The organism is Anaerobacillus sp. 1_MG-2023 (assembly GCF_030547345.1).
Classification (GTDB): domain Bacteria; phylum Bacillota; class Bacilli; order Bacillales; family Guptibacillaceae; genus Guptibacillus; species Guptibacillus hwajinpoensis_B.
Map to the genome: position 1 here is coordinate 16,456 of NZ_JAUORD010000008.1, position 15,085 is coordinate 31,540.

Annotated in this window: 13 protein-coding genes; 10 read left to right on the top strand and 3 right to left on the bottom strand. The window is 42.1% G+C overall.

Annotated features, from left to right (window positions below; genetic code table 11):
* Window positions 1-5 precede the first annotated feature (5 nt).
* From purM to purD, 4 genes are read left to right on the top strand one after another with little or no spacing between them, the layout of a single operon-like run.
* Window positions 6-1,046, top strand: coding sequence for a phosphoribosylformylglycinamidine cyclo-ligase (purM, locus tag Q4550_RS14085; protein ID WP_303533663.1), 1,041 nt, complete (start codon window positions 6-8; stop codon window positions 1,044-1,046).
* Window positions 1,043-1,603, top strand: coding sequence for a phosphoribosylglycinamide formyltransferase (gene purN / locus Q4550_RS14090; RefSeq protein ID WP_303533666.1), 561 nt, complete (start codon window positions 1,043-1,045; stop codon window positions 1,601-1,603). The genes purM and purN overlap by 4 nt, the downstream gene beginning before the upstream one ends.
* A gap of 32 nt (window positions 1,604-1,635) precedes the next feature.
* Entirely contained in the window at window positions 1,636-3,174 is a 1,539-nt protein-coding gene (gene purH, locus Q4550_RS14095) for a bifunctional phosphoribosylaminoimidazolecarboxamide formyltransferase/IMP cyclohydrolase (RefSeq protein WP_303533668.1), read from the top strand.
* Between the two features lie 15 nt (window positions 3,175-3,189).
* Window positions 3,190-4,458: a phosphoribosylamine--glycine ligase gene (gene purD / locus Q4550_RS14100; protein ID WP_303533670.1), complete on the top strand. Its 1,269-nt coding sequence runs from the start codon at window positions 3,190-3,192 to the stop codon at window positions 4,456-4,458.
* Here purD and Q4550_RS24615 read toward each other — a convergent pair.
* Window positions 4,436-4,537: an EYxxD motif small membrane protein gene (locus tag Q4550_RS24615; protein WP_336622850.1), complete on the bottom strand. Its 102-nt coding sequence runs from the start codon at window positions 4,535-4,537 to the stop codon at window positions 4,436-4,438. The two genes, purD and Q4550_RS24615, sit on opposite strands and share 23 nt — an antisense overlap.
* A 68-nt stretch (window positions 4,538-4,605) precedes the next feature.
* A complete protein-coding gene (locus Q4550_RS14105; RefSeq protein ID WP_303533673.1) occupies window positions 4,606-4,851 on the bottom strand; it encodes a YgaP family membrane protein in 246 nt (81 codons plus the stop codon).
* A gap of 87 nt (window positions 4,852-4,938) precedes the next feature.
* Here Q4550_RS14105 and Q4550_RS14110 point away from each other — a divergent pair, with 87 nt between their 5' ends.
* From Q4550_RS14110 to Q4550_RS14135, 6 genes are all read left to right on the top strand, one after another.
* Window positions 4,939-6,684, top strand: coding sequence for an adenine deaminase C-terminal domain-containing protein (locus tag Q4550_RS14110; RefSeq protein WP_303533675.1), 1,746 nt, complete (start codon window positions 4,939-4,941; stop codon window positions 6,682-6,684).
* A 158-nt stretch (window positions 6,685-6,842) separates the two neighbouring features.
* Complete coding sequence (locus tag Q4550_RS14115) at window positions 6,843-7,139, top strand: YerC/YecD family TrpR-related protein (RefSeq protein WP_136948324.1); 297 nt, start codon at window positions 6,843-6,845, stop codon at window positions 7,137-7,139.
* A 625-nt stretch (window positions 7,140-7,764) separates the two neighbouring features.
* Window positions 7,765-8,454, top strand: coding sequence for a heptaprenylglyceryl phosphate synthase (gene pcrB, locus Q4550_RS14120; RefSeq protein ID WP_303533680.1), 690 nt, complete (start codon window positions 7,765-7,767; stop codon window positions 8,452-8,454).
* A gap of 63 nt (window positions 8,455-8,517) precedes the next feature.
* Entirely contained in the window at window positions 8,518-10,740 is a 2,223-nt protein-coding gene (gene pcrA, locus Q4550_RS14125) for a DNA helicase PcrA (RefSeq protein WP_303533682.1), read from the top strand.
* A 25-nt stretch (window positions 10,741-10,765) separates the two neighbouring features.
* A complete protein-coding gene (gene ligA / locus Q4550_RS14130; RefSeq protein ID WP_303533684.1) occupies window positions 10,766-12,766 on the top strand; it encodes an NAD-dependent DNA ligase LigA in 2,001 nt (666 codons plus the stop codon).
* Between the two features lie 13 nt (window positions 12,767-12,779).
* On the top strand, window positions 12,780-14,027 hold the full coding sequence (locus Q4550_RS14135) for a CamS family sex pheromone protein (RefSeq protein WP_303533687.1): 1,248 nt from the start codon (window positions 12,780-12,782) through the stop codon (window positions 14,025-14,027).
* A 41-nt stretch (window positions 14,028-14,068) separates the two neighbouring features.
* Here the strand turns inward: Q4550_RS14135 and Q4550_RS14140 are convergent, their stop codons facing one another.
* On the bottom strand, window positions 14,069-15,019 hold the full coding sequence (locus Q4550_RS14140) for a metal ABC transporter solute-binding protein, Zn/Mn family (RefSeq protein WP_303533690.1): 951 nt from the start codon (window positions 15,017-15,019) through the stop codon (window positions 14,069-14,071).
* Window positions 15,020-15,085 lie beyond the last annotated feature (66 nt).

The window sequence follows — 15,085 nt, forward strand, 5'->3', positions numbered from 1 at the left end:
CCGTTATGGCACAAGCATACAGGCAGGCAGGCGTTAATATAGAAGCAGGTTATGAAGCGGTAGATCGGATTAAACCGCATGTGAAAAAAACGATGCGTAAGGGAGTTATGGGAGGACTTGGTGGCTTTGGTGGCATGTTCGATCTGTCAGAACTCAATTATGAGAAGCCAGTTCTCGTTTCAGGGACGGACGGAGTAGGCACGAAGCTCATGCTTGCGATCCAACTCGATCAGCACGACACAATTGGGATTGATTGTGTTGCGATGTGCGTAAATGATGTTGTCGCACAAGGCGCAGAACCGCTCTATTTCTTGGATTATATTGCAACCGGTAGGCTTGCACCAGAGCGGATCGAACAAATTGTGAAAGGCGTTGCAGAAGGCTGCTCACAGGCAGGATGTGCACTCATTGGTGGTGAAACGGCTGAAATGCCTGACATGTACCAAGAGAATGATTATGACCTTGCTGGCTTTACAGTTGGCGCTGTAGAGAAGTCTCAGTTGATTACAACAGAGAATGTGACAGAAGGTGATGTTCTCATTGGCCTCGCATCAAACGGTATTCATAGTAATGGCTTTTCCCTTGTACGTAAAGTGCTTCTCAAGGATAATGATATGGATTTGAAAGCGTCATATAACGAACTTGGTATGACGCTTGGAGATGCTTTGCTGACACCGACGCGTATCTATGTTAAACCTGTTCTAAATGTTCTTCAATCTAACACTGTTCATGGGATTGCACACATTACAGGCGGAGGTTTTGAAGAGAATATTCCGCGTATGCTTCCTGAAGGGCTGGCTGCACAAATTGATTATGGTTCATGGCCGGTTCCTCCTATTTTTGATTTGATCGAAAAGAAGGGAAGTCTCGCTCGTAAGGAAATGTTTACAACATTTAATATGGGTATCGGGATGGTCCTTGCTGTTCCAGAAGATGTTGCGGTTAATGTCATCAAAGCACTTGAGCAGGATGGTGAGCGTGCTTACATGATTGGACGCGTTGTAAAGGGAGAAGGAATCGAATTCGGAGGCGGTGACTTGTCGTGAAGAAGCTAGCCGTATTCGCATCTGGGAGCGGCTCGAACTTTGAAGCGATTGCCGCAGCGATTGAAAAGGGACAGCTTGAAGCAGAAGTGGCACTCGTAGTCTGTGATCGTCCTGGAGCTAAGGTTGAAAAAAGGGCAGAACGCTTTGGCATTCCTGTCCTTTCCTTTTATCCTAAATCGTATGAATCGAAAGCTGACTTTGAAACATTTATTCTTCAGCAGTTACATGATGCTGGTATTGAGTGGATTATTCTCGCAGGTTATATGAGGTTAATCGGTCCAACATTGCTTCAAGGCTTCGAAGGAAGAATTGTGAATATCCACCCATCTCTTCTTCCTTCTTTCCCCGGAAAGGACGCAATCGGACAAGCATTTGAAGCAGGTGTTAAAATCACAGGCGTAACCGTTCATTTCGTGGACGAGGGAATGGATACCGGAAAAATCATTGATCAAGACAGTGTTCGGATTGATGAGGGCGACACGAAGGATGACCTGGCAAGTAAAATCCAGGCAGTAGAGCATCTTTTATACCCTGCCGTCATCCGTTCCCTTCTTTAGGAAAAAAACAAAAGGTAGTAGGAGGAATCATTATGGCTATTAAACGGGCGTTGATTAGCGTTTCTGATAAAACAGATATTACAGCATTTGCAAAAGGACTTGCGGACAAAGGGGTTGAGGTGATCTCAACAGGGGGGACAAAGCGTGCTCTAGAAGAAGCTGGTGTAGACGTGATTGGCATCTCTGACGTAACTGGTTTCCCAGAGATTCTAGATGGTCGCGTAAAAACCCTTCATCCAAACGTACATAGTGGTCTTCTAGCTGTGCGTGATAATGAAGCTCATCAGAAACAGTTGGATGATCTTAATATCAAGCCAATTGATCTTGTTGTTGTGAATTTATATCCTTTCCAGGAAACAATCGCAAAACCAGATGTTACTTATGAAGAAGCAATTGAAAATATTGATATTGGCGGACCGACGATGCTTCGTTCTGCTGCAAAAAATCATCGGGACGTAACAGTTGTAGTGGATCCTTCTGATTACAATCGGGTTTTGCGACAAGTTGAAGAAAATGGTGATACAACCGGAATTCTTCGTCGTGAGCTTGCCGCAAAAGTATTTCGCCATACAGCTTCATATGATGCTGTGATTTCGGAATATTTAACTGCTCAATCAGGAGAAGAAGAACCTGAGTCACTTACGGTAACATTTGAACGGAAACAAACGCTTCGCTATGGTGAAAACCCCCATCAAAAAGCTGTTTTCTATAAAAAACCTTTATATACTGGAGCTTCACTTGCTTCAGCAGAGCAGTTAAATGGTAAAGAGCTTTCTTATAATAATATTAACGATGCCAATGCGGCGCTTAATATTGTGAAGGAATTTGATCAGCCGGCTGTTGTAGCTGTGAAACATATGAACCCGTGCGGAGTTGGTACTGGTGAAACGGTTGTAGAAGCTTATCAAAAAGCATATGAAGCTGATTCCACTTCGATTTTCGGTGGAATTGTCGCGATTAATCGTGAAGTGGATGAAGCAACAGCGCTTAAGTTAAAAGAAATTTTCCTTGAAATTATTATGGCACCTTCGTTTACAGAAGAAGCTTTAGCTGTGTTAACCAAGAAAAAGAACCTTCGCTTATTGAAGCTTGATGTTTCTGCCTCTCCTGCGATTGAACATCAGTTAACTTCCGTTAATGGTGGCCTTTTACTTCAAGAGCGTGATCGTTATGGATTCGATGAAGCTGATATTTCGGTTCCAACCGATCGTGAACCGACAGAAGAAGAGTGGGAAGCACTGAAGTTAGCATGGAAAGTTGTGAAACATGTGAAATCAAATGCTATCGTTCTAACGAAGAATGACCAAACGATTGGAATTGGTGCAGGACAAATGAACCGTGTAGGTGCTGCGAATATTGCCATCGAGCAAGCAGGTGAGAAGAGCAGGGGATCAGTTATGGGTTCAGATGCTTTCTTCCCAATGGATGATACTGTTGAAGCAGCAGGTCGCGCTGGCGTAACAGCTATTATTCAACCTGGCGGCTCCATTCGCGATGAGGACTCCATCAAGAAAGCGAATGAATACGGCATTACAATGGTCTTTACTGGCATTCGTCATTTTAAACATTAAGAGGAGGTTTTTCGAGTGAAGGTATTGGTAATTGGTCGCGGTGGCCGCGAGCATGTAATGGCATGGAAAGCGGCGGAAAGCAGCCTTGTTGATCAAGTCTTTGTCGCTCCTGGTAATGCAGGTATGACGGATGTTAGTCAGCTTGTGGCAATTGAAGAGAGTGATCATGAGGAACTTGTTGCCTTCGCAAAAAGGGAAAACATTGATTTAACGCTTATTGGCCCTGAACAACCTCTTCTCGACGGGATTGTAAATCGCTTTGAGGAGGAAGGACTGCGTGTATTTGGCCCAAGACAGGAAGCAGCCTTGATTGAGGGAAGTAAAACGTTTGCTAAAGAATTAATGGTTGCGCATAACATTCCTACCGCATTTTCTAAATCCTTCACTGACTATATCGAAGCGAAAGCTTATGTTGAAAAAGTCGGGGCGCCGATCGTCCTAAAAGCAGACGGACTTGCTGCAGGTAAAGGTGTTGTGGTGGCAATGTCACTAGAGGAAGCACTTGAAAGCCTTCATGATATGATGGAGAACAATCAGTTTGGTGCTGCTAGTGAACGTGTTGTAGTAGAAGAATTTCTAGAGGGTGAGGAATTCTCTTTAATGGCTCTTGTCGAAGGTGATCGTGTTTACCCACTTGTTATTTCTCAAGATCATAAACGTGCTTTCAATGGTGACGAGGGTCCAAATACAGGAGGGATGGGAGCCTATTCTCCTGTTCCGCAAATTTCTCAAGATACTGTGGATCATGCGGTTGAGACGATTTTACGTCCTGCAGCAAAAGGAATGAAATCAGATGGCCGCTCCTTTACCGGAATTCTCTATGCTGGCCTTATGTTAACAGTTAATGGACCGAAAGTGATTGAATTTAATGCGCGCTTTGGTGATCCAGAAACGCAAGTCGTTCTCCCAAGAATGACATCAGACTTCGTCCAGGCTATCCTTGATCTCCTCGAGGGTAAAACACCTAAGCTTGAATGGAGCGAACAGTCCGTTATTGGTGTTGTCGTTGCTTCAGGTGGTTACCCAGGTAGCTATGAGAAAGGCAAGGCGATTACTGGGCTTGATCAGGTTGGATCAGAGTCTCTTGTTTTTCATGCCGGAACAAAACAAATCGGTGGAAAGCTAGTAACAGACGGAGGTCGTGTACTACTTGTTGCTTCTGCAGGTGATGATTTGAGAGAAGCGAGTCAGGTGGTATATAAAGAATTAGAAAATGTAAAAGTAACGGAAGGCTTCTATCGAACAGACATTGGGCATCGCGCTATTTCACACGTTTCTTCCTAATGTAGGCGAATGTAATCGCAACGATACTTCCAATAATCATCGTATAAATTAACCATGTATCTGTTATATACTCGAGCATAAATAGACCTCCTTTTGATAAGGTAGATGAAACTTCCCTGAATGCAGGGAAGTTTTTTTATGAAAACGTTAAGAAGGATTAATCACTCTTTCAAGTGCCGTTTCATCTGCATCAAGTTTTTCATCGGGAGTCATGAGGTCAACGATGGGGCAATACCTCGTATGTCCTTCAGCTACTTTCATGGCACCGATTGCGGCGATTATCCAGGCTGATTTGGATTCTTCTTTCGAAAGCTTTGCGGTTGAATAAGCAAGAAGTGTGAATCCAGTAGCCAGTCGAATAAAGGCATTCATCATACTAATGTTTGGCTTCAATTGAAAAACTCCTTTCTTCATTCACAAATCTAAAGTAGCAACGTGTCGAAATTATGTTAAAATAAAGAAAACTTCTTGAAGCGGGTGATGGTTTTGGCAAAACGAAAAAATTTATGGACAAAGCAGCAATTACGACAACACGTTCAAGTAGTGTCTGGAGAACTGCCTCCATCGATCGTTTTTTACAATGCAACATATTTAAATAATGGACTTAAAAAATGGATTACATCGAATATATGGGTTTATGAAGATCGTATTGTGTACGTAGGCGATGATCTCCCTGAAAAGCACCCGTCAACTGAATGGATTGATTGTAATGGGAAATATCTCGTGCCAGGTTATATTGAACCACATGCACATCCATTTCAACTATATAATCCCCTTACACTTGCGCGATATGCATCGCAGCGGGGGACAACAACAATGATGAATGATAACCTTTTATTCCTTCTAGGTTTGACAAAAGAGAAAGCGCTTACATTGATTGAGAATTTAGATGAGTATCCCGTTTCGATGTATTGGTGGGCGCGATATGATTCTCAAACACAGCTTCTCGATGAAGAGGCCATTACGAATAAAAATATGAAGGAATGGCTGGCCCACCCACTTGTGATACAGGGTGGAGAGCTTACCGCATGGCCTGATGTTCTCGGAGGAGATGATGAAATATTAGAATGGATGCAGGAGACGAGAAGACTCGGTAAACCAGTGGAAGGACATCTCCCTGGTGCTTCTCTCGCAACATTAACGAAGATGGGGCTTCTTGGCGTTTCGTGTGATCATGAAGCGATGACAGGAGAGGAGGCGATTCGTCGCTTAGAGATGGGTATGATGACGTCCCTCCGTTATTCTTCGATAAGACCTGATCTACCTGTCATTCTCGAATCATTGCTGAAGAAAGGAGTTACTTCCTTTGACCGCGTTATGATGAATACAGATGGATCGACGCCTTCATTTCTGGAAAATGGCACAACGGACAAGTTAATTGCAATAGCACTTGAGAAAGGAGTCCCTTCAGAAGATGCGTATTCTATGGTGTCATATAATGTTGCAAACCATTACGGTATAAGCGATACGCATGGTATGATAGCACCGGGTAGAGTGGCTCACATTAATATTCTTGCATCAAAAGAAGATCCGCTTCCGGTCTCTGTTCTAGCGCGTGGAAAATGGTTAAAGCGCGATCGTGATGAAGTAGAACAGGATTGGTCTTTTGATTGGGAAGGTCATGGGCTTTCTCCACTTGATAATTCGTGGGAAATCCAATCAAACGATTTAACTTTCTCTGGTCCGGCAGGAATTGAAATGGTGAATGCTGTTATTACAAAGCCTTATAATCTCTCTGTCGAGACGTCCGTTGAAGAGCTACCTTCAGGTTCTGATGAAAGCTTTATGATGCTTCTCAGTCGTGAAGGGAAATGGCGTGTAAATACGATCATTAAAGGCTTCGCTAATCAAGTGAAAGGGTTTGCAAGCAGCTTTTCAAATACGGGTGATTTTATTATCATTGGGAAAAATAAAGCGGATATGATGACAGCTTTTAATCGAATAAATGAAATTGGTGGGGGGATCTCTCTTGTAGAAGATGGAGAAGTTATATCCGAAATTAAACTTCCTCTCATGGGCAAAATGTCTGATCTTCCACTTGAAGAACTAATCAAAGTTGAAAAGAGAATGATACAAGAACTAGAAGATAGAGGCTACTTATATAAAGATCCCGTTTATAGCTTGTTGTTCTTTTCTTCAACACATTTACCTTTTATTCGATTGACGCAGCAAGGAATTTATGATGTGAAAAGGAAAATGGTACTTTTTCCTTCGATAATGCGTTAAACTATAACAAAGTAACCTCTTAACGGAGTGAAGTGCATGATTTTATTCGGTTGAATTGTTAAAATGAATATAAAGCTGTAAAAATAGCACATCAAGATGAACGTTACAGAATGCAACATATAGACGAAACATACTTAAGTAAGGAGAGTGGATTTAGAATGCAAATTGATAAACTTCGAGGTAAGACACTTGACCAACTTTTTGAAGCGATTCTTTCATTGAAAGATCTTGAAGAATGCTATTTATTCTTTGATGATCTAGCGACTGTAAATGAGATACAATCGCTTGCTCAGCGTTTGGAAGTAGCAAGAATGCTACGTGAAGGGTTTACGTATCATAAAATTGAAACAGAAACAGGCGCAAGCACCGCAACGATTTCCAGAGTAAAGCGCAGCTTAAACTATGGAAACGATGGCTATCAAATGACGCTTGATCGTGTTCACAATAAAGAGTAGAAAATGAGCCGGCTTCCGGCTCATTTTTGTTTTGGTTGGCGTGTTGGTGGATATTTGTCTTTTCGCGGATATATTTGAGAAATCGCGGAAATAATGATCGATTTCGCGGATAAAATTAGATTATCGCGGAATTATCGAGGAAATCGCGGAATTATGGATTTTAAATGGTTGCAGATGTTTGTGAAGGCTAAACGAGCGCTTCCGCTTTTTGTAGATCTAGCTGTAGTGGGCAGGTCCTCGATCGCTTCACCATTTCATCCGAACACAAAGGACGTGTTCAAATGAAATGCCTCCAGCGCTTGTCGGACCTAAACGCCCACTTCCGCTTTTCATGATCCAGCTGCAGCCTCCAGACCCTCTGTCACTTCACCCTCCAACTCGAACACAAAGACCGTGTTCAATTTGGAGGGCTCCAGTGCCTGGCGGGTCTAAACGGAGGCTTCCGCTTTTCATTATCCAGCTACAGCGCCCAGCCTCTCGATCGCTTCACCCCATAAAATGAACACAAAGACCGTGTTCTTTTTATGGGGCTCCAGCGCTTGTCGGACCTAAACGCCCACTTCCGCTTTTCATGTATTCTTTGATATAATCCAATTTATGAGGAAAAGTGGGAGGAAGGGTTAGGATGTTTGATTTTCGAGAGTGGAAGCATGTGTTTAAGCTGGATCCGAATAAGGAGATAGAGGATTATGATCTTGAGGCGATTTGTGAGTCTGGGACGGATGCGGTGATTGTTGGTGGTAGTGATGGCGTTACGCTTGATCGGACTTTAGATTTACTTGCTAGAATTCGCCGTTACGCGGTACCATGTGCTCTTGAGGTATCCACTGTTGAGGCAGTGACACCAGGATTTGATTTTTATTTTATTCCGACAGTGTTGAATACGGAAGATAGCCGATGGGTGACCGGATTACATCATGAAGCTGTGAAAGATTTTGGTGAAATCATGAACTGGGATGAAATTGTGATGGAAGGATATTGTATTTTAAACCAGGATTCTAAGGTTGCTCAGTTAACTTCTGCTCATACTAATCTAGATGAAGCTGATGTTCTTGCTTATGCTCGGATGGCAGAGAAAATGTTCAAACTGCCCATTTTTTATGTTGAATATAGCGGAACATATGGAGATGCAGAACTTGTTCGGAAAGTGAGCCAGGTTCTTGACGATACGAAACTTTTTTATGGTGGCGGAATTGACTCTCCTGAGAAAGCGAAAGAAATGGCAGCTTCTGCAGATACGATTATTGTCGGGAACGTCATATACGATAATATGAAGCAGGCGATAAAAACTGTTGCTGCTGTGAAAGGAAATTGATTCTCTCCTGTCGATCAGGTAAAATAAGAAACAAGAACATACGTTTGTGAGGAGTGCGAAAACATGCAACGAATAGTTGATAAGTTACTAAACGGGCTAAATCCCGAACAACAAGAAGCGGTCAAGCACACGGATGGACCGCTTTTAATTATGGCTGGAGCAGGTAGTGGAAAAACGAGAGTGCTGACGTATCGTATTGCGTATCTTCTTGTGGAGAAACAGGTATCTCCTTGGAATATTCTTGCGATTACGTTTACGAATAAAGCGGCGCGAGAAATGAGAGAACGAGTAAATTCGATTACGGGACCAGTCTCGGAAGATATTTGGATCTCGACATTCCACTCTATGTGCGTACGTATTTTAAGAAGAGACGGTGATCGGATTGGAATTAACCGCAACTTCACCATTCTTGATTCTGGGGACCAGCTGACTGTTATTAAGAAGATTTTGAAAGAGCAGAACGTAGATCCAAAGAAATTTGAGCCTAGAGGGATTCTTGGCAGTATTAGCTCTGCAAAAAATGAACTCGAAACTCCTGAAGATTATAAAGCGAATGCAAAGGGGCCTTACGAAAGTGTTGTTGCTGATGCATATGAGCAATATCAGAAGCAGCTTCGTAAAAACCAGGCGCTTGATTTTGATGATTTGATTATGCGGACGATCACGTTGTTCAAAAAGGTGCCGGAAGTACTCGAGTTTTATCAGCGTAAATTTCAGTATATTCATGTTGATGAGTATCAAGATACAAACAAGGCACAATATATCCTTGTTAAACTCATGGCTGAGAAATATCAGAACCTTTGCGTAGTTGGTGATTCTGATCAGTCGATCTACCGCTGGCGTGGTGCAGATATACAGAACATTCTTTCCTTTGAGAAGGACTATCCAAGTGCACGTGCGATATTCCTTGAGCAAAACTATCGTTCAACTAAGAAAATTCTACAAGCGGCCAATGTGGTTATTGAAAATAATACGAATAGAAAGCCTAAAAAGCTTTGGACGGATAATGATGATGGGCCACATATTACTTATTATCAGGCAAACGATGAACATGATGAGAGTCGTTTCGTAACAGGGAAAATCCTTGATATGGTGAATACCGGACAGAGAACGAATTCACAAATAGCGATTCTTTATCGTACGAATGCCCAGTCGCGTGTGATTGAGGAAATTTTAAATAAGTCGAACATCCATTACAACATTGTCGGCGGTACAAAGTTCTACGACCGTAAAGAGATTAAAGATGTTCTAGCATACCTCCGTCTCATTGCTAATCCAGATGATGATATTAGCTTACTTCGAATTGTAAATGTTCCAAAGCGTGGTGTTGGTGCATCGACAATGGACAAGGTAGCACAATATGCGGCTAATCAGGATATTTCTATCTTTACAGCTCTTCAAGAAGTCGAGCAGATCGGGTTAAGCGCTCGTTTCACTAAGACTCTTAAATCATTTGGTAATCAAATGGCAAACTGGTCACAAATGCAGGAATATCTAGCCGTATCTGAACTTGTTGAGGAAGTAATTGATAAGTCAGGGTATCGTGATGCGTTAAGAAATGAGAATACAATCGAATCACAAACACGACTTGAAAACATTGATGAATTTCTTTCTGTTACACAAGAATTTGAGAAAGCAAGTGAAGATAAAAGCCTAATCGCTTTTCTAACAGACCTTGCGCTCGTTGCGGATATCGATAAGTTAGATGAGGATGAAGGTGAGCAGAGGGAAGCTGTTACACTTATGACGCTCCATTCAGCTAAAGGTTTGGAATTTCCCGTTGTTTTCCTCATTGGGATGGAAGAAGGAGTATTCCCGCATAGTCGTTCCCTATTTGAGGAGGAGGAGATGGAAGAAGAGCGTCGTCTAGCATATGTTGGTATTACAAGAGCAGAAGAAGAGCTTTTCTTGACAAATTCTCGTCTTAGAACACTCTACGGAAAAACAAACGCGAACCCTGTGTCCCGCTTCATAGGAGAGATACCAGAAGAATTACTTGAGAAGCAAGGTCAAGAAAAGCCAGCTACACCGTTTGGTGGGACTAGTTCCCGACCTTCTTCAAGACCTGCTACTCCTAAGACGCCTAGACGTCCTCAACTTACTTCAACAGGTGGAGATTCACTCGATTGGAAAGTAGGAGATAAAGCAAGTCACCGTAAATGGGGCGTTGGTACGGTCGTTAGCGTTAAGGGTGAGGGTGACTCGACTGAGCTTGATATTGCTTTCCCTAACCCGGTAGGAATTAAGCGTTTGTTAGCGAAGTTTGCGCCTATTGAAAAGCAATAGTCATTTTAGAAGGTGAGGTTTGACGATGGAAGAAAAGCAAAAGCGCATCGAAGAGCTTCGTCAGCTCTTAAATCAGTACAATTACGAGTACCACGTTCTAGATCAGCCGACCGTTCCTGATGCCGAGTATGATCGGATGATGAATGAATTAATTAACCTGGAAGAAGAGAATCATGAACTTAAAACGGAAGATTCTCCAACTCAGCGCGTCGGTGGCACGCCGCTTGAAGGCTTTCAAAAAGTTGAACACAGAGTACCAATGCTAAGCCTTGGTAATGCTTTTGGTGAAGAGGACTTGAAGGACTTCGACCGACGTGTACGTGATCGAATTGGCGAAAACTTTTCGTATGTATGCGAGTTAAAAATAGACGGTCTTGCCGTTTCACTTATTTATGAAGATGGAGTTCTTGTGCGTGGAGCCACACGTGGGGATGGCACGGTAGGAGAGGACATTACTCAGAATTTGAAAACCATTCCAGCTATCCCACTTCGTTTAAGCGAAAATGTTAGCATGGAGGTGCGTGGTGAGGCGTTCATGCCAAAGCCATCCTTCATGAAATTAAATGAAACACGTGAGAAGAATGATCAGGATTTATTTGCAAATCCTCGAAATGCAGCGGCTGGTTCTCTTCGCCAGCTTGACCCAAAGATTGCTGCTAGCCGCAACTTGTCTATTTTTGTATACGGTGTAGGTACGGTTGAAGGCAGGGAAATTAGTTCACATTCAAATGGCCTTGATTTTCTCAAAGAGCTAGGATTCAAAACCAATCCAGAATGGAAGCGATGTAACACGATTGATGATGTTATTGATTACATCGGTGGTTGGTCAGAGAAACGTCCTGATCTTTCATACGAGATCGATGGGATTGTTGTGAAAGTAGATGCCCTCAATCAACAAGAGGAGCTAGGATTTACTGCGAAAAGTCCACGATGGGCCATTGCATACAAGTTTCCTGCTGAAGAGGTTGTAACGCAGCTCTTGGATATTCAGCTTAATGTGGGCAGAACTGGTGTCGTCACTCCCACTGCTGTTTTAGAACCAGTACTCGTTGCTGGGACAACCGTGCAGCGTGCATCTCTTCATAATGAGGATCTGATTCGTGAGAAGGATATTAAAATTGGAGACTATGTCGTTGTGAAAAAAGCAGGAGACATTATTCCTGAAGTCGTTTCAGTGCTTGAAGATCGTCGTTCAGGTGAAGAAAAAGCATTTTCTATGCCTGAAAAATGTCCTGAATGTGATAGTGATCTCGTTCGATTAGAAGAAGAGGTCGCACTTCGATGCATTAATCCAAAATGTCCAGCTCAGCTCCGTGAAGGACTCATTCATTTCGTTTCACGCAATGCAATGAATATTGATGGACTAGGTGAACGGGTGATTACTCAGCTGTTTCGAGAGGAATTAATTCATGATGTAGCAGATATCTATCAGCTGACACACGATCAACTTATTGAGTTAGAGCGAATGGGTGAGAAGTCAGTCTCCAACCTTCTTGAGGCGATAAGCGTCTCAAGGAATAATTCATTAGAAAAACTGTTGTTTGGTCTTGGGATACGCCATGTCGGTGCAAAAGCTGCGAAAACTCTTGCACAACAATTTGGCTCTATGGACAGTATTGTTCAAGCAAATATAGAAGATCTTGAAGCAATTAATGAAGTGGGACAGAAAATGGCTGATTCTGTTGTGCGATATTTTCAAAACGAAGAAGTGCATGAACTAATTGAAGAATTAAAAGAAGCTGGCGTTAATATGACCTATAAAGGGCCTAAGCCAGTTGCGGTAGAAGACATTGATTCCGTGTTTGCGGGCAAAACAATTGTACTCACTGGTAAGTTAGAACAGTTGAGTCGCGGGGAAGCAAAGAAGAAGCTTGAAGAACAAGGCGCAAAGGTGACAGGTAGTGTAAGTAAGAGCACAGATCTTGTCATTGCAGGGGAAGATGCTGGTTCTAAGCTTGAAAAGGCAGAGTCTCTTGGCATTGACGTGTGGAGTGAGAACAGGTTCCTTGAAGAGTTAAACGAATGAGGAGAGGGAAGTAATGCCAAAGAAGCAAACGTTCATCGTTAGTATCATGGCCCTTTCGCTCGTATTATCCGGTTGTGTTCCAAGTTTTATGAAGGGCGATCAGGACGATACAGTGAAAGTGAATGATTCAGAAGGCGAAGATAGCGAAGAAATGATTGTTAGTGAAGATATCAAAACATCTGAAACGTATTATCGTTCAGTACTTGAGAAGGATGGGGATAAAAATTCTCTTGATACTTCACAAGTTAGGGGATTAATCACGGCTGGCGTTGATAACCGTCTCGATGTTGATGCGCTTGAGATGGGTTTAATCAGACTTTCTCAAGAGCAATTTGATCCTGAGAAATATTTCTTTAAAGAAGGTCAGCTTTTTGATACAGAGCAAATTCATAGCTGGCTGTATCGAGATAATGGTGTAACGAAAGAAGAAGCTGAAAAAGATAAAGAGAAGGAAGTAAATGAGGGACTTAATCCACAGCTCGGAGTGGAAGAAAATCCTGCTAATTATGAGCAAGTAATTGAAGCAGAGAAGAAAAACCCTAAATTCTTATCTTATATACATGAACAAGATTACTATGTTCAAAACAAAGATGACGAGTTACAACTAGGCGGAATCTCGATTGCCTTATCGCTTTATTCTGAATATCCTTATTCAGTTCTTGATGAGAATGGCCTGAAATATACTGGTTCAGTGGAACTAGGGAAAGAAGAAGTGATTTCTAAGGCGAAGGAATCGATTGAACCAATTGTGAAGAAAATTCGTGCTGAGCATGACGTACCTATCATGTTCACTCTGTTTTTAGAGCAACCAAGACAATCAGTTGTCCCAGGAAACTTTGTGGCGAGCACCATTGTAGGAGAAGGGAAATCCAGCCCGGATTCTTGGAAGGATTTAAATGAGAAGTACGTTGCTTTTCCTTCCTCTGCAGCCTCCGACGAGTACCCTGCTGAAGCAGAGAAGTTTGATGATTTCACACGTGAAATCCAGGATTTCTTTCCAAACTTTGTAGGTGTCATTGGCACCGGGTTCTACAAACAGGATGAGCTTACACAATTGAAGGTTGAAATACCAATCCAATTCTATAGCAAAGCGGAGGTCATTTCGTTTACACAGTTCGTAAACGGTCTTGTCAAGAAACGAAATGATACATTTCCTCAGGAGCTTCCGGTCTCCATCTACATCACAAATAACGGAGAAACAGAAAGTATGATTGTGAAAGATCCTAACGAAGAAGAACCGTTTGTTCATATTTATCAATAAACAAAAAACCTCCCAGTGTAAAAACACTGGGAGGTTTTTTGTTATTCAGACAAGGCTTTTTGGAGTGTTTGAATGTTTTTTTCCATTAATGTGAAATATGTTTCGTTATTTTCGATATCTTCTTCGGTTAAAACAGATAGATTATGGATGCGAAGCGTATTGAGTCCAAGCTCTTTTTGAACTGCTTTAGCAGGCTTGGGGGTAGCATTTTGTTCGAAAAGCATATACTTCAAATTGTGGCTTTTTGCTGTTTCGATAATTTCTTCTAATTGTTTTTGAGTAGGTTCTTGAGAAGGAGAAAGACCCGAGACGCTTAATTGTTCAAGGCCATAACGACTTTCCCAGTAGCTATAAGCATCATGAGAGATGAGAAATTCTTTCTTATCTGCACGATCAGCCATTTCTTGGAAGGATTGATCCAAGGCTAATAATTCTTCTTGCAAATAACTAAAATTAGTTTCGAATGTTTCTTTCTGATCAGGATCGAGAGCGATTAGAGCATCTTTAATATTTTCAGCTTGCTCTATTGCAAGAATTGGATCGATCCAAATATGGGGATTCATATCACCATGGTCGTGGTCGGCGTGCTCTTCGTGCTCATGCTCTTCATGCTCTTCTTCGGATTCATCTAGATGGATGTCTTTAGCAGACTCAAGAACCATGACATCCTCATTGCTTAGCGTATCTTGTGCAGCATCAGCAAACCCTTCCATACCTGCACCATTATATATAAACAAATCTGCTTCAGCTAATTCGGCCATTGTTCTAGTTGTTGGCTCGAAGCTATGTGCATCGCTACCTGGAGGAATGATTGACTCAGCCGTTACATCTTCTCCTCCAATCCGTTCGGCAAAGTATTCAAGAGGATAAAGTGTTGTATAAATGGTAAGCTTTCCATCCGCTTTAGAGTCTGACTCATCTTGACCACAAGCGACAAGGATAAACGTAGAAATAGATAATAATAACGCTAATTTAAAAAAGCGATTATTCATAAGTGATTTTCCCTTCCGTAAGTTTCTCTGCCACTCATTATATCGTAATGATTACGTTTTGCAAAC

Coding starts and splice junctions, on each gene's coding strand:
- purM (WP_303533663.1), top strand. CDS start 6: ATGGCACAAGCATACAGGCAGGCAGGCGTTAATATAGAAGCAGGTTAT.
- purH (WP_303533668.1), top strand. CDS start 1,636: ATGGCTATTAAACGGGCGTTGATTAGCGTTTCTGATAAAACAGATATT.
- Q4550_RS24615 (WP_336622850.1), bottom strand. CDS start 4,537: ATGCTCGAGTATATAACAGATACATGGTTAATTTATACGATGATTATT.
- Q4550_RS14110 (WP_303533675.1), top strand. CDS start 4,939: ATGGTTTTGGCAAAACGAAAAAATTTATGGACAAAGCAGCAATTACGA.
- Q4550_RS14115 (WP_136948324.1), top strand. CDS start 6,843: ATGCAAATTGATAAACTTCGAGGTAAGACACTTGACCAACTTTTTGAA.
- pcrB (WP_303533680.1), top strand. CDS start 7,765: ATGTTTGATTTTCGAGAGTGGAAGCATGTGTTTAAGCTGGATCCGAAT.
- pcrA (WP_303533682.1), top strand. CDS start 8,518: ATGCAACGAATAGTTGATAAGTTACTAAACGGGCTAAATCCCGAACAA.
- ligA (WP_303533684.1), top strand. CDS start 10,766: ATGGAAGAAAAGCAAAAGCGCATCGAAGAGCTTCGTCAGCTCTTAAAT.
- Q4550_RS14135 (WP_303533687.1), top strand. CDS start 12,780: ATGCCAAAGAAGCAAACGTTCATCGTTAGTATCATGGCCCTTTCGCTC.
- Q4550_RS14140 (WP_303533690.1), bottom strand. CDS start 15,019: ATGAATAATCGCTTTTTTAAATTAGCGTTATTATTATCTATTTCTACG.